This is a genomic window from Deinococcus aerius (assembly GCF_002897375.1).
Lineage (GTDB): Bacteria > Deinococcota > Deinococci > Deinococcales > Deinococcaceae > Deinococcus > Deinococcus aerius.
In genome coordinates this window covers 58,088-73,833 of sequence record NZ_BFAG01000011.1, presented here as the reverse complement: position 1 = coordinate 73,833, position 15,746 = coordinate 58,088, and the positions used below count along the sequence as shown (strand labels likewise).

Sequence of the window (15,746 nt, the reverse complement as noted above, 5' to 3'; positions counted from 1 at the left end):
TGCTGCTTTCTGCCTTTCGCCCCTATCCCCCGTGACTGATCACGTTGCAGGTACACCGGGCCATCGTCGTCGTCCGGCCCCGCTCGTCGCGGACCTCGACCGTCCAGACCATCACGCTGCGGCCCCGGTAGGCGAGAGTGGCCTCGGCACTCACCCAGCCGTTCGTCACCCCGCGCACATGCGTCCCATTCACGTCCACACCCACGCCGACCTGACGGCGCACGTCCAGGTTGAGCCAGGTGCCGATGCTCGCCAGTTCCTCCGCCAGGGCGAGGCTCGCGCCGCCGTGGAGCCTTCCGGCGGGCTGGCGGTTGCCCTCCACGGGCATTCGGGCCGTCAGGCGCTCCCGGGTTGCCGTGAGGAGTTCGATGCCCAGCCTCGTGCCCAACGTTCCCGAAAGGCCGTGCAGGCGCGCGGCGAGTTCCTCGGGGGTCAGCGTGCCCAGTTCGTCGGGCGAGGGCAGGTTCAGGTCGGGGTGCAGGGTCATGGGGGGAGGATACCCGCCTCCTCAAGTCGCCACTTCCACCCCGCACTCGGCGAACGCCTCCGCGTACTCCGCCCGGTCCAGGCCCCGCCCGATAAAGACCAGTTCGGTCCTCCCGTCCGCCTCGTCCCAGGCATCGGCGGTGAAGAGGTCGCGCACGGCCTGGAAGAGGATGCGCTGGGGGTAGCCGTGCAGGCTCAGGAAGCCCTTGACCCGCAGCACCTCGGCGGGGCGCGAGAGGATGAAGTCGGTCATGAAACGCTGCCAGCGGTAGGGGTCGAGGGGCGAGCCCGCGCGCAGGGTGAAGGAGGTCAGCCCCGGCGTGTGCCGCACCGGCCCCGCGTCCTCCAGCACGCGCGGATCGAAGTCGTCGCGGGCGAGGAGGGCCTGGGCGTCCACCTGCCCGCGCTCCACCCGCACGGTCCGCGCGAGGGGATTCACGCCGCGCAGCACCCCCTCCGCGTGGTCGAGCAGCGCCGGGTCGGCGAGGTCGGTCTTGTTCAGCACGATCACGTTCGCGTAGGCGAGCTGCCGCGCGGCCTCGGGATGGTCTTGCAGGGTCTGGAGGGCGTGCCGGGCATCCACCACCGCGACGAGGGTGGTCACCCGGAAGGCTGCCCGCACCGAGCGTTCCAGCAGCGTGGTGAGCACGGGCGTCGGGTCGGCCACCCCGCTGAGTTCGACGAGGACGGCGTCGGGCTTCTGCTCGCGCAGGGCGATGGTGACCAGGGCGCGCAGCAGGTCGTCCCGTCCGGTGCAGCACAGGCACCCCGCCGTAAGTTCGGTCACGTCGTCCTGAAGCCGCTCGATCAGGCCCCCGTCCACGCCCGTCGCCCCGAACTCGTTCACGATCACGCCGAGTTTGTGGGGCAGCGAGCGGATCAGGTGGTTGACGAGCGTGGTCTTGCCCGCCCCCAGGAAGCCGCCGATCACGACGACGGGAATGCGCTCATCGGGGGCGGTAGGGGAACCGGTCATGCGGGCAGGATAGGGCGCTCGCCCCCTCTCTGGATGGGGGCAGGAGGGGTAGCCTGCCCGGGTGAAGGCCGCCCCGTCCTCCTCGCCCGGCGTGACCCGCCGCCTCTACGGCCTGCTCGTCCCCTACCGGCGTACCGTCGCGCTCGGGCTGGCGTTGCTGGTGGGCAGTGTGGCCGCCGAGCTGTACCCGCCGCTGGTGTGGATCAAGGTGGTGGATCAGGGATTGCCTGCGCGGGATTTTACCTACATTGCCTGGCAACTCGCGCTGCTGGTGGGCGTGTTCGGGCTCCAGCAACTCCTCTCCGCGTGGCGGGGCCTGCTGCTGGAGCGGGCGGGGCAGCAGCTCACGCTTGACCTGCGGCTTGCCGTGTACCGCAAGCTCCAGGGGCAGTCGGCGGCGTACTTCGAGGCGCAGCGCACCGGGGACCTGATCGCGCGGGTGACGGGCGACGTGGACGGCCTTCAGGACGTGCTCGTGCGCGGGACGGACGCGGTGCTGGCGAATGCCCTGCGATTGATCGGGGTCGCGGCCATCTTCATCGCGCTGCAACCCCTGCTGGGCGTGCTCGTCATCCTGCCCATGCTCGCGGTCGGGCTGATGCTCTCGCGCTACGCGAAGACGGTGCGGCCCGCCTACCGGGCGGCGCGGACGCGGCTGGGCGACCTCAGCGCCCTGATCACCGACCGGTTGGCCGGGATTCGGGTGGTGCAGGGCTTCGCGCGGGAGGGGGCCGAGCTGCGGCGGGTGGAGGCCCTGGGGCGCGAGCTGTACGACGTGCAGGTGCGGGCGGTCGCCCTGCGGAACCGGGCCTTTCCCCTGGCGCGCTTCGTGGCGAACTTCGGCAACGTGATCATGCTGGGGGGCGGAGTGCTGTTCATCCTGGCGGGGCACTTCACGCTGGGCGGGCTGCTCGCGTACCGGGGCTACGGGCGCTACTTCTACGGCCCCATCGACGACCTCGTGAATATCGGCGACCTGCTCCAGCGGGCGGAGGCGAGCGGGCGCCGGGTCTTCGAGGTGTTGGACGCCCCGGTCAGCGTCACCGAGCGGCCCGGCGCGCAGCCCCTCCCCAAACCTGTAGGCGGCGAGGTGCGCTTCGAGGCCGTGACCTTCGGCTACGACCCGGCCCGGCCCGTGCTGGAGGACGTGACGCTGACCATTCCCGCCGGGGAGCGAGTGGCGATCCTGGGCGAGTCGGGCGCGGGCAAGAGCACCCTGCTCAGCCTCGTCACTCGGGGGTACGACCCCCTCTCGGGCCGGGTCCTGATTGACGGGGTGGACGTGCGCGACGTGACGTTGGAGAGCCTGCGGACCTGCGCCATCACTATGCCGCAGGACACCTTCCTCTTCCACGACACGGTGCTGGAGAACGTGCGCTACGCCCGGCCTGAGGCCACGTCGGAGGAGGTCGAGGACGCCCTGCGTGCCGCCCACGCCCTCGACTTCGTGCGGGCTCTGCCACAGGGGCTGAAGACCGTGGTGGGCGAGCGCGGCGTGCGGCTCTCCGGCGGACAGCGCCAACGCCTCGCCATCGCCCGGACGCTGCTGGCCCGGCCCGCCGTCCTGCTCCTCGACGAGCCGACGAGCGCCGTGGACGCCGAGAGCGAGGCGCTGGTGGTCGCCGCCCTGGACGACCTCATGCGCGGGCGCACCGCCCTGATCGTGACGCACCGCCTCAGCCTGGCGCGGGGGGCCGACCGCGTCATCGTCATCGAGGGGGGACGGGTGGTCGAGGACGGTCCTCCCGCCATCCTGCGAACCCGGAACGGGGCCTACGCGGCGCTGGAACGAGCGGCCCAGCAACTCGACGGCACGCTTCCCGACGCGTCCCCCGACAGGACTACCCTCAGCGCGGTGTCAGCGCGCGAATCATTGCCCAGGTGATCAGCGCCGCCGTTAGCAGCCCCAGCACCACGAACCAGGCGGGCGCGCGGCCTCCATTCATCCCATTCGCCGCCGCCCAGCCCAGCCGCAGGTTCACGAGCGCGAACACGAGCAGAAAGGCGTCGAGTGCATCCACACTGCGCCCGCTCCCGACGTTAAGCGGGTACGCTACCAGGAACGTCAGGCCGACCAGGACGAGCGCGATGAGGAGTTGCAGGAGGGAGGAGGGCACGGGGGGATTATGCAGAAGGCGGAGGGCCGGGGGCTCGTGGACGCTCAAGCCTTCGCTCCCGGGCCGTCTCCACCTCACCCCAGCTCGTGGTACTGGCCGCGAAAGTACAGCAGCGGGTCGTCGTCGGTGTAGCGGGCGTACTCGACGAAGCCCAGGTAGAGGGTGTGGTCGCCCGCCTCGATCGCCTCCTGCTTGCGGCAGACGAGTTGCGCCACGCTGCCGCCGATCAGGGGCAGGCCCTCGTGGAGAAACCAAGGCACCGCCTCCTCGGGGCCGGGCTTTCCGGCGAAGTGTTCGCTGAGGTAGCGCTGGGTGCTGCTCAGGATGCTGACGCCGAAGCGCGTCACGTCCTCCCGCGAGAGCAGCGCGTGCATCTGGGCGCGGTGGTCCACGCTCACCAGGATCAGCGGCGGCGTGAGGCTGACCGAGACGAACGCGTTCGCGGTCATCCCCCGCCGCGCCTCGCCGTCCGTGGCCGTAATCACCGTCACGCCGCTCGCGAAGCGCCCCAGCGTCTGCCGGAACTCATAGGGGGGAATGCCTTCGGAAACGGGGGAGGTCATGGGGGGAGTGTAGCGAGTGACGCGGGCCTTACGGCTTTCCGCTCGCCGCTGGCACGGGCGCCACGTCCCGCACGAGCAGGTCGGGGTAGCGGATCACGCCCACCTCCGGCACGGGCTCGGCCCAGCGCTGGCCGCTGACGCGCACCTCGACCGGACCGGGGGCGAGGTTCAGGAACCCATAGTGGCCGCCGCCGTCTGTCACGGTGCGGGCGATGACCTGCCCGTCCCGCAGGGCCTCTACCGTCCGGCCCCCAGGTGTGGCCGTGCCCACCACGCGCCCCAGCAGGCCGTGCATGTTGCGCGGTTGCCCAGTCCAGGACATCGGCGTGGCAAGGGCACCGCCGGGGGCCTTCAGAACGGTGCGGATGGCGCTGAGCCCCTCGCCCGTCGTCTGGCGGGTGCCGTACACGTCCAGGGTGGGCGTGCGGTACGAGTACCCCACCCAGCCCAGGCCCGACGCCACCGTGCGGGTCGCCTGCGAGGCGGTCACGGCGGGCGAGTTGAGGTACAGGGCGGTGCCCCCCGCGACCTCCGCGTTGCCGCGCACGCTGGCGGCAAAGGCGTTCCAGCCGTCCAGCCAGCTCCCCTGGTCGCCCACCGCGTCGCGCTTGTAGTTCATGAGCACGTTGAGGTCGAGCAGGCCGTCTCGCATCCAGGTCGGCCAGTCCTGAAGCACGTCGGCGTAGGTGCGGGTCTTGTGAAAGGCCGCCAGGTCACCGGGCGCGGGCGGGGGGCCATAGGTGATCGTCGCCGCGCTCACCCAGGCGGTCGGGCGCAGGGCCTTGACCTCCAGCGCGACGCGGCGCACCAGGGCCGTCACCTGCTCGCGCTTCCAGTCCTGCCAGCGCGGGTCAGAGGGGGCGGGCGTGCCCCGCGTTCCCGTCTCGGCGCGGTAGCGGGCCAGCGTCTTGGGGTCGTAGCCCCACCCTCCCCCGTCGGGGTAGCGGATGCGGTCGAGCTGGATACCGTCCACCGGGTAGTTCCGCACCAGGCTGACCACCCCCTCCACCATGAAGTCGGCGGCGGCGGGAATGGCGGGGTCGAGCCAGCCGTCCAGGCCCTCCTGCCAGGAGCCGTCCGGGCGGCGCGAGAGCCACGACGCCGCGCCCGCGTTCGGCCCGTGCAGCCGGGCGACGTGCAGGGGGTTCTTGTTCGGCACCTTGGCATTGACCGCGCCCGTCACGCTCACCCAGGCGATCACGCGCATTCCCCGGGCGTGCGCCAGCCGGGTCACGATGGTCAGGGGATCGAAGTTCTTCTCGAAGTCGGCGTCGGTGACCGGCGGCAGGCTGGAATGCAGGCACAGGCAGTCCCCCCGGCGAATCGCCTGCACGAACAGCGTGTTCACCCCCAGCGCGGCGGCCTCCTCGACGACCTGGGCCACCTGGGCGCGCGTCTTGAGCCCCGGCCCGAAGGCGTCCACCCACAGCCCGCGCAGGGTGCTGATGGGCGGGGTAGGCACCGGGACAGGAACCGCAGGAGGAGCTCCCGTGACCGGCGCTGCGGTGACGGGCGCCGTCGTGGATGGGACGGCTGGAGACGGCACAGCCGGAGCCGCCGGGGCGGGGGTGGCCGGAGTCGTCACCGGGGCCTCTGCCGCTGCCAGGGAAGCGAGCGCCAGGACCGAGAGGGTGGGGGCCAGCAGCGTGACGAGGCGCGGGAGGGAGGAGGTCTTCACGGTCTGGAGGCAGGGTAGCGCAGCGGCGGGGGGAGAACGTGAAGCGCCCGGGTTCACGTATCGGGGGCGGGGACGAGGCCCCGAAGCCCTTCAAGCGGTCAAACGAGATCGGCAACAGCACCAAAAGCCCCTCCCCTTGAGGGGGGAGGCCGGGTGGGGGTGAACAGGCACGCCCTGCGGCGCGGACAGAAGAGGAGGCAGGCCGTCTTGCCCAGGCTTACGCCCCCTCGTCCTCCCCCTCATCCCCTTCGGCGGCAGCGGTGGCCGGGTGGGAGTTTCGGTTCTTGCCGATCTCGCGCACGCGGCCCGAGAAGCGGCTCTTGATCTCCTCGTACATGGGGTGGGCGCGGATGTCACCGGGTCGGTTGGGGGCGGACGCAGCGGCCTGGCTCGTAGGGCGGGTCTGCGCCCGGGGAGGCGGGCTGGGCCGGGCAGGCACCACGTCCGCGAAGGGGGCGTCCTCCAACGTCGGGGGTGGGCCTTCCACCGCGCCGCCGATGTCGCCCCAGGCGGGCTCCTCGGTGATGGCCTCGACGATGTAGGGGTCCCGCGACGCGCCGGGGGGAGGAACACGGTCCCCCGCCTGCGCGTCGGCGGGTGGGGGGGGCGGGTCCGCCGCGTGGTCCTCCCAGGGGGCCGCGCCCGCTTCGGGCAGGGGGGCGGGGGCCACGTCGTCCGGGCTGGGGGGTGGGGCGGGACGCAGGGGCGCGGGTGTGTCGAGGGTCGCCGTGGCGGCGCGGGGCTGAACCTGTGAGGCCTGTGCCCGGGGCGGGGCGAGGCGGTCGGCGGGCGTTCGCTCCAGGGGTTCAAAGGCCGGGCCGCGCGACGTGCCTCCCGCTGTGCGGGGGCGAGGGGTGGGGTCGAAGGCGGGCACTTCCACCGCCTGCTGGGCACGGGCCGGAGAGGGTGCTGGGTCAGAAGGCAGCGGAGGTGCGGGGCTTCCTCCTCCCCCCCCACCGTCCGGGCCGCGCCCGCCCAGGTTCACCCGGCGGCCGCCCTCCGGCGCGATCAACTCGAAGGTCACCGGACCGAAGACTTTGAGCACGAGCGCCGCCACCTCGTCGAACTTGGAGGCGACCTGCTTGGCGTGGAAGGCGCTCTTCTCGTCGTACGCGAGACTGACGTAGCCGGGTTCGGCGTGCATGCGGGCGGGCTTGAGGAAAGCGCGCAGTTGCATGCTCGCCTGCCGGGTCACGTCGGCCCAGTTGCCCTGCACGGGGGGCGGGGCAGCGGGGGCGGGAGCTTGAGCCGCGCGGGTGGGCGCAGGCTCAGGAGTGGCGGAGGCGGGAGTGCGGCGTCCCCCCGGCTCGAAGGCGGGGATGTCGCCCACTGGGGCCGGGGCGGCGCTCACCCCGCTGGCACGCAGGCTCGCCAGTTCCTTCTCCAGCCGGTTTAACCGCTGGGTCACGTCGGCGGGAACGCTGGCCGGGGCCGCCACACTCGCCACTGCCCCTCCCCCACTATCGGCGGCGAGGAGCGCGTGCGTCAGGGCAAGTTCCAGGCTCAGCCCGTCCGCCGAGCGGGCGAAGCGGGCCTCCTGCTCGTCGAGAGCCGCCTGGAGTTTGAGGAGCCGGGGCACGTCCGCCCCCTCCAGCGCCTCGCCCTCCAGCCCCAGCTCGGCGTGCAGGGCGTCAGCGAAGGCGGCGACCAGCCCCTCCACAATCGTGCGGGCCGCGAAGCCCTCGCGGTACAGGGCGGCGGCCCCGGTGATCGCCGTGCCCGCGTCCCCCAGCACGAGCGCCCCCGCCACCGTCCGCACCCGCTCGCCCGGCGGCAATCCCAGCGCCTCCTCCACCCCGGCCCGCGTGACCGCCGTGCCCGCCGCGAGCATCCGCTCCAGCAGGCTCTCGCCGTCGCGCATCGCCCCGTCCGCCAGCCGACCGATCAGGTGGAGCGCCTCGGCCTCCGCAGTGACGCCCTCCCGCTGAGCAATGCCCGCCAGCTTCCCGGCGATCTCCTCGGGCGTCAGGCGGCGGAAGCGGTAGTGCTGGCAGCGGGAGAGGATGGTCGGGATGATCTTCTCCGGCTCGGTCGTCGCCAGGATGAAGATGACGTGGGGGGGCGGCTCCTCCAGCGTCTTGAGCAGGGCGTTGAAGGCCGCCCGGCTCATCATGTGCGCCTCGTCGAGGATGTAGATCTTCTTGCCGCCACGCATGGCCGCCAGCCCGACCTTCTCGCGCAGGTCGCGCACGTCGTCTACCGAATTGTTGCTCGCCGCGTCGATCTCCAGCACGTCGGGGTGCGAGCCGGTCCGCACCGCCAGGCAGCTCTCGCACTCGCCGCAGGGCTTGGGGAGCGGCCCGGTGCAGTTGGCCGTCATGGCGATCAGGCGGGCGGTGGTCGTCTTGCCCACCCCGCGCGGCCCGGAGAACAGGTAGGCGTGCCCCACCCGCCCCTGCTCCAGCGCGGCGCGCAGCACGTCCTTGACGTGTTCCTGGCCCACCACCTCGTCCCAGCGGATGGGGCGGGCGCGCTGGTAGATGGCGCTCATGGGCGCCCCTTCGGGGCGGGAAGTGGGAGGTGGTCCGTGGGCAGTGGGCAAGACAGGAAACACGGCCCACTCACCACTGCCCACTCACCACTCACCGCAGACCTCTTCACCCACCCAGTGTACCGGGGCCGCTCGGGGCACGGGGTGAGGGAAACCACCCGCCGCGACCACCGGGGAACGGCACCCGCCGCACCGGGCGTGGACGTACACTTCTGGCGTGTTCCCCCTGGCATCCTGTTTCGCTATCCCCTATACTCAGGCGAGGTTGTTATGCCCCTAGCAGAAATTATCAGCGTGGGAACGGAGCTGCTGTTCGGCGAGATCGTCGACAGCAACGCTGCCTTTCTCGCGCGGGAACTCGCGGCGCGCGGCGTGACCCTGCACCGCAAGACCGTGCTGGGCGACAACCTGAACCGGGTGTCGGAAGGCATCCGGCTGGCCCTCTCCCGCGCCGACCTCGTGATCGTGGGTGGGGGGTTGGGGCCGACCGACGACGACCTGACGCGCGAGGCGATTGCTGAGGTGCTGGGCGAGACGCCGGCGGAGGACCCCGACCTGCTCGCGTGGCTGGAAGGGCTCTACACCTCGCGGGGCCGCACCATGCCGCAGGTCAACCGCAAGCAGGCGTGGCTGATTCCCTCCGCCGAGGCGCTGCCCAACCCGGTCGGCACCGCGCCAGGCTGGTTTGTGCGGACGAACGGCAAATTTATTGTCGCCCTGCCCGGACCGCCGCGCGAGATGCACCGCATGTGGCGCGAGCAGGTGCTGCCCCGCCTGCCGTTGCCCGATCAGGCCCTCTTCGCCGTCACCATCCACACCCAGGGCATCGGCGAGAGCAACATCGCGGAGCTGCTGGGCGACCTGACGAAGACCGCCAACCCCAGCGTCGCCACCTACGCGCGCAAGACGGGCGTGGACGTGCGCGTGGCGGCGAGTGCCCCGACCGAGCAGGAGGCCCGCACCCTCGCCGCCCCCGTGCTGGAAACAGTTCGTGGCGCCCTCGCCCGCTGGACCTGGGGGGAGGACGGCGACACGCTCGCCGGGGCCGTCACCCGCAGGCTGGGGGGCCGCACCCTCGGGGTGGTCGAGGCCGGGAGCGGGGGTGCCCTGTCCCTCCTCCTGGCCGACGAGCCGGGTTTTCTGGATGCGGCGGTGACGGAGAACCACGCGCGGTTGATTACCCTGGGTCTCACTCCCGTCACCCTGCGGGACGAGGGCGTGGTGAGCGAGGCGGCGGCGCGCGAACTCGCGGCGGGGGCGCGCGAACACCTCGGGGCGGACGTGGGGCTGGCCGTCGTGACGACCCCGAGCGGCGAGGGGGCCGGGCAGACCTACGTGGCCCTGAGCAGCCGGGACGTGGAGAAGGTCGCCGCCCTGAACTGGCCCGGCGACGCTGCCCAGATCCGCGAGCGCGCCGCCGTCGCCGCCCTCGCCCTGGCCTACCGCGCCCTGCGTCCCGCCGAGGTGGGGGCATGACGCGCACGAAGATCAGGAAGACGCCCCGCCCCGCCGCGCCGCCTGTGGAGGAGGCTCCTCAAATCGAGACGCCGGAGGTCACCTCTTCCCCCACCGGCCGTACCCCGCGCCCCGCGCCCTCCCAGCAGGACCGCACCCTCCGCCTCTTCTACGCCCTCAAGGTGCCGAGCGACGTGGCCGCCGCCCTGGCCGAGGCGCAGAAGCAACTGCGCGGCAACTGGCGCCCCGTGCGCGCCGACCAGTTTCACATCACCCTCGCCTACCTGCCCGCCGTGCCGCAAGGGCGCGTGGACGACCTCAAGCGGCTGGGGGCGGCGCTCACGAAGGACGTCCCACCGACGCCCATCCGCCTGCGCGGCACCGGCTACTTCCCCAACGAGGGCAGCCCCCGCGTCTGGTTCGTGAAGGTGGAGGCCGAGGGGCTGACGGAACTGGCCGCCGGGTTGCGGGCGGGGATCAAGGAGTTGGGGCTCGAAACCGACGACCTCCCCTTCAAGGCGCACGTCACGCTGGCGCGCAAAAAAGGCCCCGCGCCCCGGCTCTCGCCCCTCACCTTCGACCTCGGCTGGCAGGCGGGGAACGCCGCGCTGATCCGCAGCACCCTCCGTAAGACCGGCCCGATCTACGACACCGTGAGCACCTTTCGCTTTAGGGGAGCAGCCAGCGAAGAGCCCGTGCCCCCAACCACCCCCCACTCACCACTGACCACTTCCCCCACCGAGGAGACGCCATGAGCAAGGAAAGTACCAAGGATTTGGGCACGCCCAGCGACAGCAAGGAACGCACCAAGGCCATCGAGACGGCCATGAGCCAGATCGAGAAGCAGTTCGGCAAGGGCTCGATCATGCGCCTGGGCGCCGAGAGCAAGCTGGACGTGCAGGTCGTCTCCACCGGCAGCCTCAGCCTCGACCTCGCGCTGGGCGTGGGCGGCATTCCGCGCGGGCGCATCACCGAGATTTACGGCCCCGAGTCGGGCGGCAAGACGACGCTGGCCCTGAGCATCATCGCCCAGGCGCAGAAGGCGGGCGGCACCTGCGCCTTTATCGACGCCGAACACGCCCTGGACCCGGTGTACGCCCGCAGCCTCGGGGTGAACACCGACGAACTCCTCGTCTCGCAGCCCGACAACGGCGAGCAGGCGCTGGAGATCATGGAACTCCTCGTCAGAAGTGGCGCCATCGACGTGGTCGTGGTCGACTCGGTCGCCGCGCTGACCCCCCGCGCCGAGATCGAGGGCGAGATGGGCGACTCGCTGCCCGGCCTCCAGGCCCGCCTGATGAGCCAGGCCCTCCGCAAGCTGACCGCCATCCTGTCGAAGACGGGCACCGCCGCCATCTTCATCAATCAGGTGCGCGAGAAGATCGGCGTGATGTACGGCAACCCCGAGACGACCACGGGTGGCCGCGCGCTGAAGTTCTACTCCTCGGTGCGGTTGGACGTCCGCAAGATCGGCCAGCCCATCAAGCTCGGCAACGACGCGGTGGCGAACACCGTCAAGGTCAAGACCGTCAAGAACAAGGTCGCCGCACCCTTCAAGGAGGTCGAGCTGACCCTGATGTACGGCAAGGGCTTCGACCAGCTCTCCGACCTGGTGGGTCTCGCGGCCGACATGGACATCATCAAGAAGGCCGGGAGCTTCTACTCTTACGGCGACGAGCGCATCGGCCAGGGCAAGGAAAAGGCCATCGCCTACATCGCCGAGCGCCCCGAGATGGAGCAGGAAATCCGCGACCGCGTGCTGGCCGCCATCAAGGAAGGCCGCACGGGCGACGTGGCCGCCGTGACGAGCGTGCCCGCCGTGGCGGAATAAGGCTGTAGAGCAGACGGAGAGCGCCCCTGCCCGGAAGATGGGTGGGGGCGTTTCCTGTTGGATGCGATGCCTTGTCTTACCTTTGTAGCTATGATGTAAGCCAGGAGGGAGACATGCGAACCAAAACGGCCACGGTCAGCAGCAAGGGGCAGGTCGTTCTGCCGCGCGAGGTCCGCGAGCTGTTGGGCGTCGGCAAGGGGGACGAGATCGAATTCGTGATGGACGAACAGGGCGTTCACGTTCGCCCGAAGAGGGACGAGGAGAATCCCTTCCTGGCGTGGGTCGGTGCTGCTCCACTTCCCGAAGGGTACACCACCGAGGACTTCATCCGTGAGACTCGACACGAGGGGATGAGCGACGAAGAACTGCGCATCTTGCGGAGTGGTCCCGGTGCGCGCGTCACCCGGATGGGTGAACTTCTCAGCCTTGCCACCACCGAGGACCGTAAGCCTTGAAAACGGCCCTCGATACCAACGTCATCAGCGAACTGCTCGACAGCACGATCAAGGCAACCGTCGTGGCGCAGCTTCTCACCACGCTCCGTGCCCAGGGACCGTTGGTCATCGGTGGCGTGGTCTATGCCGAGCTCCACGCCCGCCACAACACGCCCCGCTCACTCATCGACTCGTTTCTCCAGGCCACAGGGGTCATGCTCGATCCCGCCATGAGCATAGATGCCTGGGCCGAAGCTGGGCGGGCCAACGCGGATCATCACGCCAGGAAGCGTGCGGGCGGGCCAAGGGGGATCAAGCCCATCCTGCCCGATTTCCTGATCGGTGCTCACGCCCTGCACCACGCGGACAGGCTCTTTACCCTCAATGTTGCCGACTTTGGCGACTTCCCGACGCTGAATATCGTCACGATCTGAAGCATGAGGTGAATCCATGAGGCCCACGCCCCACATCTGGCCCTACGCCGAGTCGCAGGCACGACTTGGCGAGTTGCTCAGGCTAGTTCTGAACGGGCAGGAGCAGTTCGTTACTCTTCCAGACGGGGAGGTCGTGGCGGTGTGGAGAGTGTGCGAGACGAGCAGGGATGCCGAGGGGAAGCCCTTTGTGAGCGCGATGGCTACTTTCAGAAACGTCCCCCGTGACGAGGAGTTCAAGCTGGAACGCATTCAGGACACGGTGGGCGAGAGTGTCCTGGGCCTTTACGAGGACGCCCCGCAGGACGAGGACTTCAACCCCGAGCGCCTGCGCGGTACGCTCCGCGACTCCGACCTTTGACCCCCGCCATTTCCCCTACCCCGCCCCTCCCCCTTTTGGCCGATGCCGCCGTCCCCGCTCCCGCCGCAGACTGGGCACACGCTTCGGGTGGGGCCTCCACACGGGACGCATCGACAACCCACCCGAAGAAGAAGCCCCCACCCGAGTGAAGGTGGGGGTTAGTTTTGATGACAACAAACAAGGACCGTACAACTGATTTTTATGACATGTGCTTATCTAAATTATTAATTAAAGCGATCAGACCAGACTGAGGGTCGAACATACTTTCAAACTCCTCCTGCGACATCTCATTCAATTTTCTGCAAATGTATATGTTTACATATCTCTTCACTCCGTCATCCTGTAGATTTAATCTTGGTTTATCCTGATTCCTCTGATAAACAGCATCCTTAAGTATATCCATTACAGGCTTGTCGTTATTCGCTTGCGAGTATCTGTGCGTAAGGGAGGAGGATAGTATTTTCTTGTACTGTTTCATTTTTAGAAACGAGTTAACCGCTTCTATCAATATTTCAGAAGGAAATGCATCCTCAAATTCATAATTAAGATTGTTGCCCTGTGATTTATCTTGCCTCACAGTAAACTCCTTCACCACGTTCATGTTGACATATTTTTCGGGTCTAATATCCCTATAGTTATCTCTTCCGGCGCTGTCGTGATCAAACAGACACAAGACTGTTGGTCGCGTTGGGTTTTCCTTGGTAAATTCATGCAAGAACTGAACATACCCTTTTATTTTAGTCGCGCTTCCAGCTATCAATATGTTCGGAACATGTTTTCCAAGCTTATTGTAGATGGCCGTCAGGTAATTTTTATCTTCCTCTCCTTCTACCAAAATATTAAATGGTGCTACGACCCAGGCATCACTTCTCTCGATTCCCAATTGATTCTTTATTGCCTCAATCTTTTCATATCCTTTCAAAGGTGATATTTGCGTAAGTGTTGCTATATATTTTCTAGTTTTCTTTCTCTCAAAAACTTTAGTTTCATACCTGGCGGTAACTAAATTGGTGTTTGTCAGATCATTGATGTCTACGAAATGTGGGCTGTGAGTTGTGATGACAATTGGAAAGCTCGAACCGAGCGTCCTGAGTTGCTTGAACACCTCCTTTTGCAAAGACGGCTGCAAGAAGGCTTCTGGCTCATCGAGCAACCATATTATGCCGCCGTCCTCTTTTTGCGAAAGATAACGCATCATAGCCAGAAGAATTATTTTTTGAACTCCGCTTCCTTTAAATTCTAGCTCCTTGTCATTTGCATCACTAACGGTTAAAGAAACCAACCTTGAAATTGCCTGTCTTATTTTTAGAAACTCCGGAAAGGCTACCTTTGCCTCCCATTGTTGAGAGCTAACACCTTCCACGTTCATTGTGAAATGCTTTATACTTTCCGTTATACCGTTTTCAATCCCCTTAAGTATTTGCTGCGAGGTGTTGATAAATGTTTCTATCTCCCTCAAGCCTTGTGTTTGTTTTGACTTCTTTCTATCAATATCCGGTAGCAACTCCTCTAAAAAGATATCCTGAACGAGCATATTTAGGTCAGTGCGACTTGCCTCAATGAAATAAATTCTAAAACTATATATTACATCTAAGCAGTCTTTTTCACTAAGGACATGTTTAGTCTTTCTGGAGCCACTACCGGAGGTTTTAACACCAGTAATATGTAAGCTGCTTTCTCTATTAGGCGCCTGAGGTATGTATTTCTGTGATATTTCTATAGTGTCTTGACCATCAATAAAAAAGGCCTTTATATCAACTTTATAATTGCCACCCCTACTCCCTCTCTCGATGTGGTATGGAACGTCATCCTCTGCCACAAACTCTTGCAAATTAGCATCAAAAAACATTTTGATCGCCCTTAGAATATTAGTCTTCCCAACGTTGTTGACACCACAAACTGTAGTTAATCCAGTCGGACTAATGTGTAGTGTGACGCCAATAATAGAGCGGTACGAATTTATTTGTATCTTATCTAATATCATTAGAACCTCACCAGGTACTCTACCCTTTTTGTTGTTTTCCTAGAACGAAGCCTATTCAATCTCTCTGTTCCTATCTCAATTCTCCATATACCAGATGCATTAGATTTTATACTCGGGTGTTTATCCAAGCTGTCTATGCTCAAAAAAACCCTAACATCCCTCCATTTAGCTTTCTCGATTTCAACTAATAAGTCCTCAAATTTGAACTCATGCGAACCATATAATATTCCTTGAGAGGCTATATAGGGGGGGTCACAGTAAATAAGGTTGCCCCGTTTTGCCTCATGAAAAGATTCTCGATAGTCAGCCAGGTCGAAATGCGTGCCCACTAGTCTTGCACGCCATTCGTCACAAATTTCATCAAGATCATCAAAAGACATTAGACTGTGTTTACCTGGCGGTGTAGTCATATGACCGTCGGATTTTCTAAATCTTACAATACCACCGTAGCAAGCGCGTGATAGAAAGAGCAGGTCTAGGGGATCACCAGACTTATTATACCTATCCCTAACCAAGTAATAATGATCACGGTCAAGACAGTAAAGCAAGTAATTTTCTTTGTAATGTTTTACTATAGTAGCCTTATTCCTCAAAAGACTCCTAAAAATAGATATTAATGGGAGATTGGTATCAGACGCCAATGCAAAGCTTGGGGCCAAAGTAGACACTATGCTCCCACTACCGACGAAAGGTTCGATATATTTACCAGTGTATGTACCGAAACGACCGGCGATCTCGTGAGCGTAAAACTGCTTACTGCCAACCCACTTAAAAATTTGCCGTCTAAAAGGCTTTATTTCGGAAAAATTGTTGTCCTCAGTGACAGACTTCTCCACGAAAAAACTAATCATCAGGTGTGTCCCGGAATTGATTTGTGTGGAATACAGGCAATTTTACATATAATTGCACTATACTCAGCGTGAACAGAGGTTGCTTTCC

General features: G+C 65.3%; 15 protein-coding genes. 7 read left to right on the top strand and 8 right to left on the bottom strand.

Going from position 1 to position 15,746, the window contains the following annotated elements; translation table 11 throughout:
- Positions 1 to 22 precede the first annotated feature (22 nt).
- A complete protein-coding gene (locus DAERI_RS14955; protein ID WP_103130238.1) occupies positions 23 to 487 on the bottom strand; it encodes a PaaI family thioesterase in 465 nt (154 codons plus the stop codon).
- Between the two features lie 21 nt (positions 488 to 508).
- Complete coding sequence (locus tag DAERI_RS14950; protein WP_103130237.1) at positions 509 to 1,462, bottom strand: CobW family GTP-binding protein; 954 nt, start codon at positions 1,460 to 1,462, stop codon at positions 509 to 511.
- Positions 1,463 to 1,523: 61 nt separating this feature from the next.
- Between DAERI_RS14950 and DAERI_RS14945 the strand changes: the two genes are divergently transcribed.
- On the top strand, positions 1,524 to 3,347 hold the full coding sequence (locus DAERI_RS14945) for an ABC transporter ATP-binding protein (protein WP_103130236.1): 1,824 nt from the start codon (positions 1,524 to 1,526) through the stop codon (positions 3,345 to 3,347).
- Here the strand turns inward: DAERI_RS14945 and DAERI_RS14940 are convergent.
- The 4 genes from DAERI_RS14940 to dnaX form a co-directional block, all read right to left on the bottom strand.
- Complete coding sequence (locus DAERI_RS14940; RefSeq protein ID WP_103130339.1) at positions 3,310 to 3,579, bottom strand: hypothetical protein; 270 nt, start codon at positions 3,577 to 3,579, stop codon at positions 3,310 to 3,312. The genes DAERI_RS14945 and DAERI_RS14940 overlap by 38 nt on opposite strands.
- A gap of 74 nt (positions 3,580 to 3,653) precedes the next feature.
- On the bottom strand, positions 3,654 to 4,142 hold the full coding sequence (locus tag DAERI_RS14935) for a flavin reductase family protein (RefSeq protein ID WP_103130235.1): 489 nt from the start codon (positions 4,140 to 4,142) through the stop codon (positions 3,654 to 3,656).
- A gap of 28 nt (positions 4,143 to 4,170) precedes the next feature.
- Positions 4,171 to 5,820: a glycoside hydrolase family 10-like protein gene (locus DAERI_RS14930; RefSeq protein WP_439952255.1), complete on the bottom strand. Its 1,650-nt coding sequence runs from the start codon at positions 5,818 to 5,820 to the stop codon at positions 4,171 to 4,173.
- A gap of 217 nt (positions 5,821 to 6,037) precedes the next feature.
- A complete protein-coding gene (gene dnaX / locus DAERI_RS14925) occupies positions 6,038 to 8,311 on the bottom strand; it encodes a DNA polymerase III subunit gamma/tau (protein ID WP_103130233.1) in 2,274 nt (757 codons plus the stop codon).
- Positions 8,312 to 8,581: 270 nt separating this feature from the next.
- Between dnaX and DAERI_RS14920 the strand changes: the two genes are divergently transcribed.
- The 6 genes from DAERI_RS14920 (at position 8,582) to DAERI_RS14895 (ending at position 12,823) form a co-directional block, all read left to right on the top strand.
- A complete protein-coding gene (locus tag DAERI_RS14920; protein WP_103130232.1) occupies positions 8,582 to 9,787 on the top strand; it encodes a CinA family nicotinamide mononucleotide deamidase-related protein in 1,206 nt (401 codons plus the stop codon).
- The gene (gene thpR / locus DAERI_RS14915) at positions 9,784 to 10,521 is read left to right on the top strand and encodes an RNA 2',3'-cyclic phosphodiesterase (RefSeq protein WP_103130231.1); all 738 of its coding nucleotides are present in this window, start codon (positions 9,784 to 9,786) and stop codon (positions 10,519 to 10,521) included. The genes DAERI_RS14920 and thpR overlap by 4 nt, the downstream gene beginning before the upstream one ends.
- A complete protein-coding gene (gene recA, locus DAERI_RS14910; protein WP_103130230.1) occupies positions 10,518 to 11,597 on the top strand; it encodes a recombinase RecA in 1,080 nt (359 codons plus the stop codon). The genes thpR and recA overlap by 4 nt, the downstream gene beginning before the upstream one ends.
- A 113-nt stretch (positions 11,598 to 11,710) precedes the next feature.
- Complete coding sequence (locus DAERI_RS14905; protein ID WP_103130229.1) at positions 11,711 to 12,052, top strand: AbrB/MazE/SpoVT family DNA-binding domain-containing protein; 342 nt, start codon at positions 11,711 to 11,713, stop codon at positions 12,050 to 12,052.
- Positions 12,049 to 12,465: a type II toxin-antitoxin system VapC family toxin gene (locus DAERI_RS14900; RefSeq protein WP_103130228.1), complete on the top strand. Its 417-nt coding sequence runs from the start codon at positions 12,049 to 12,051 to the stop codon at positions 12,463 to 12,465. The genes DAERI_RS14905 and DAERI_RS14900 overlap by 4 nt, the downstream gene beginning before the upstream one ends.
- 16 nt (positions 12,466 to 12,481) lie before the next feature.
- On the top strand, positions 12,482 to 12,823 hold the full coding sequence (locus tag DAERI_RS14895) for a hypothetical protein (protein ID WP_103130227.1): 342 nt from the start codon (positions 12,482 to 12,484) through the stop codon (positions 12,821 to 12,823).
- 199 nt (positions 12,824 to 13,022) lie between these two features.
- On the opposite strand, the gene DAERI_RS14890 is transcribed toward DAERI_RS14895, so the two are convergent.
- Both DAERI_RS14890 and DAERI_RS14885 read right to left on the bottom strand, forming a co-directional pair.
- Positions 13,023 to 14,807, bottom strand: a complete 1,785-nt coding sequence (locus tag DAERI_RS14890; protein ID WP_103130338.1) for an ATP-dependent nuclease — start codon at positions 14,805 to 14,807, stop codon at positions 13,023 to 13,025.
- A complete protein-coding gene (locus tag DAERI_RS14885; protein WP_103130226.1) occupies positions 14,807 to 15,658 on the bottom strand; it encodes a Dam family site-specific DNA-(adenine-N6)-methyltransferase in 852 nt (283 codons plus the stop codon). The genes DAERI_RS14890 and DAERI_RS14885 overlap by 1 nt, the downstream gene beginning before the upstream one ends.
- Between the last annotated feature and the right edge of the window lie 88 nt (positions 15,659 to 15,746).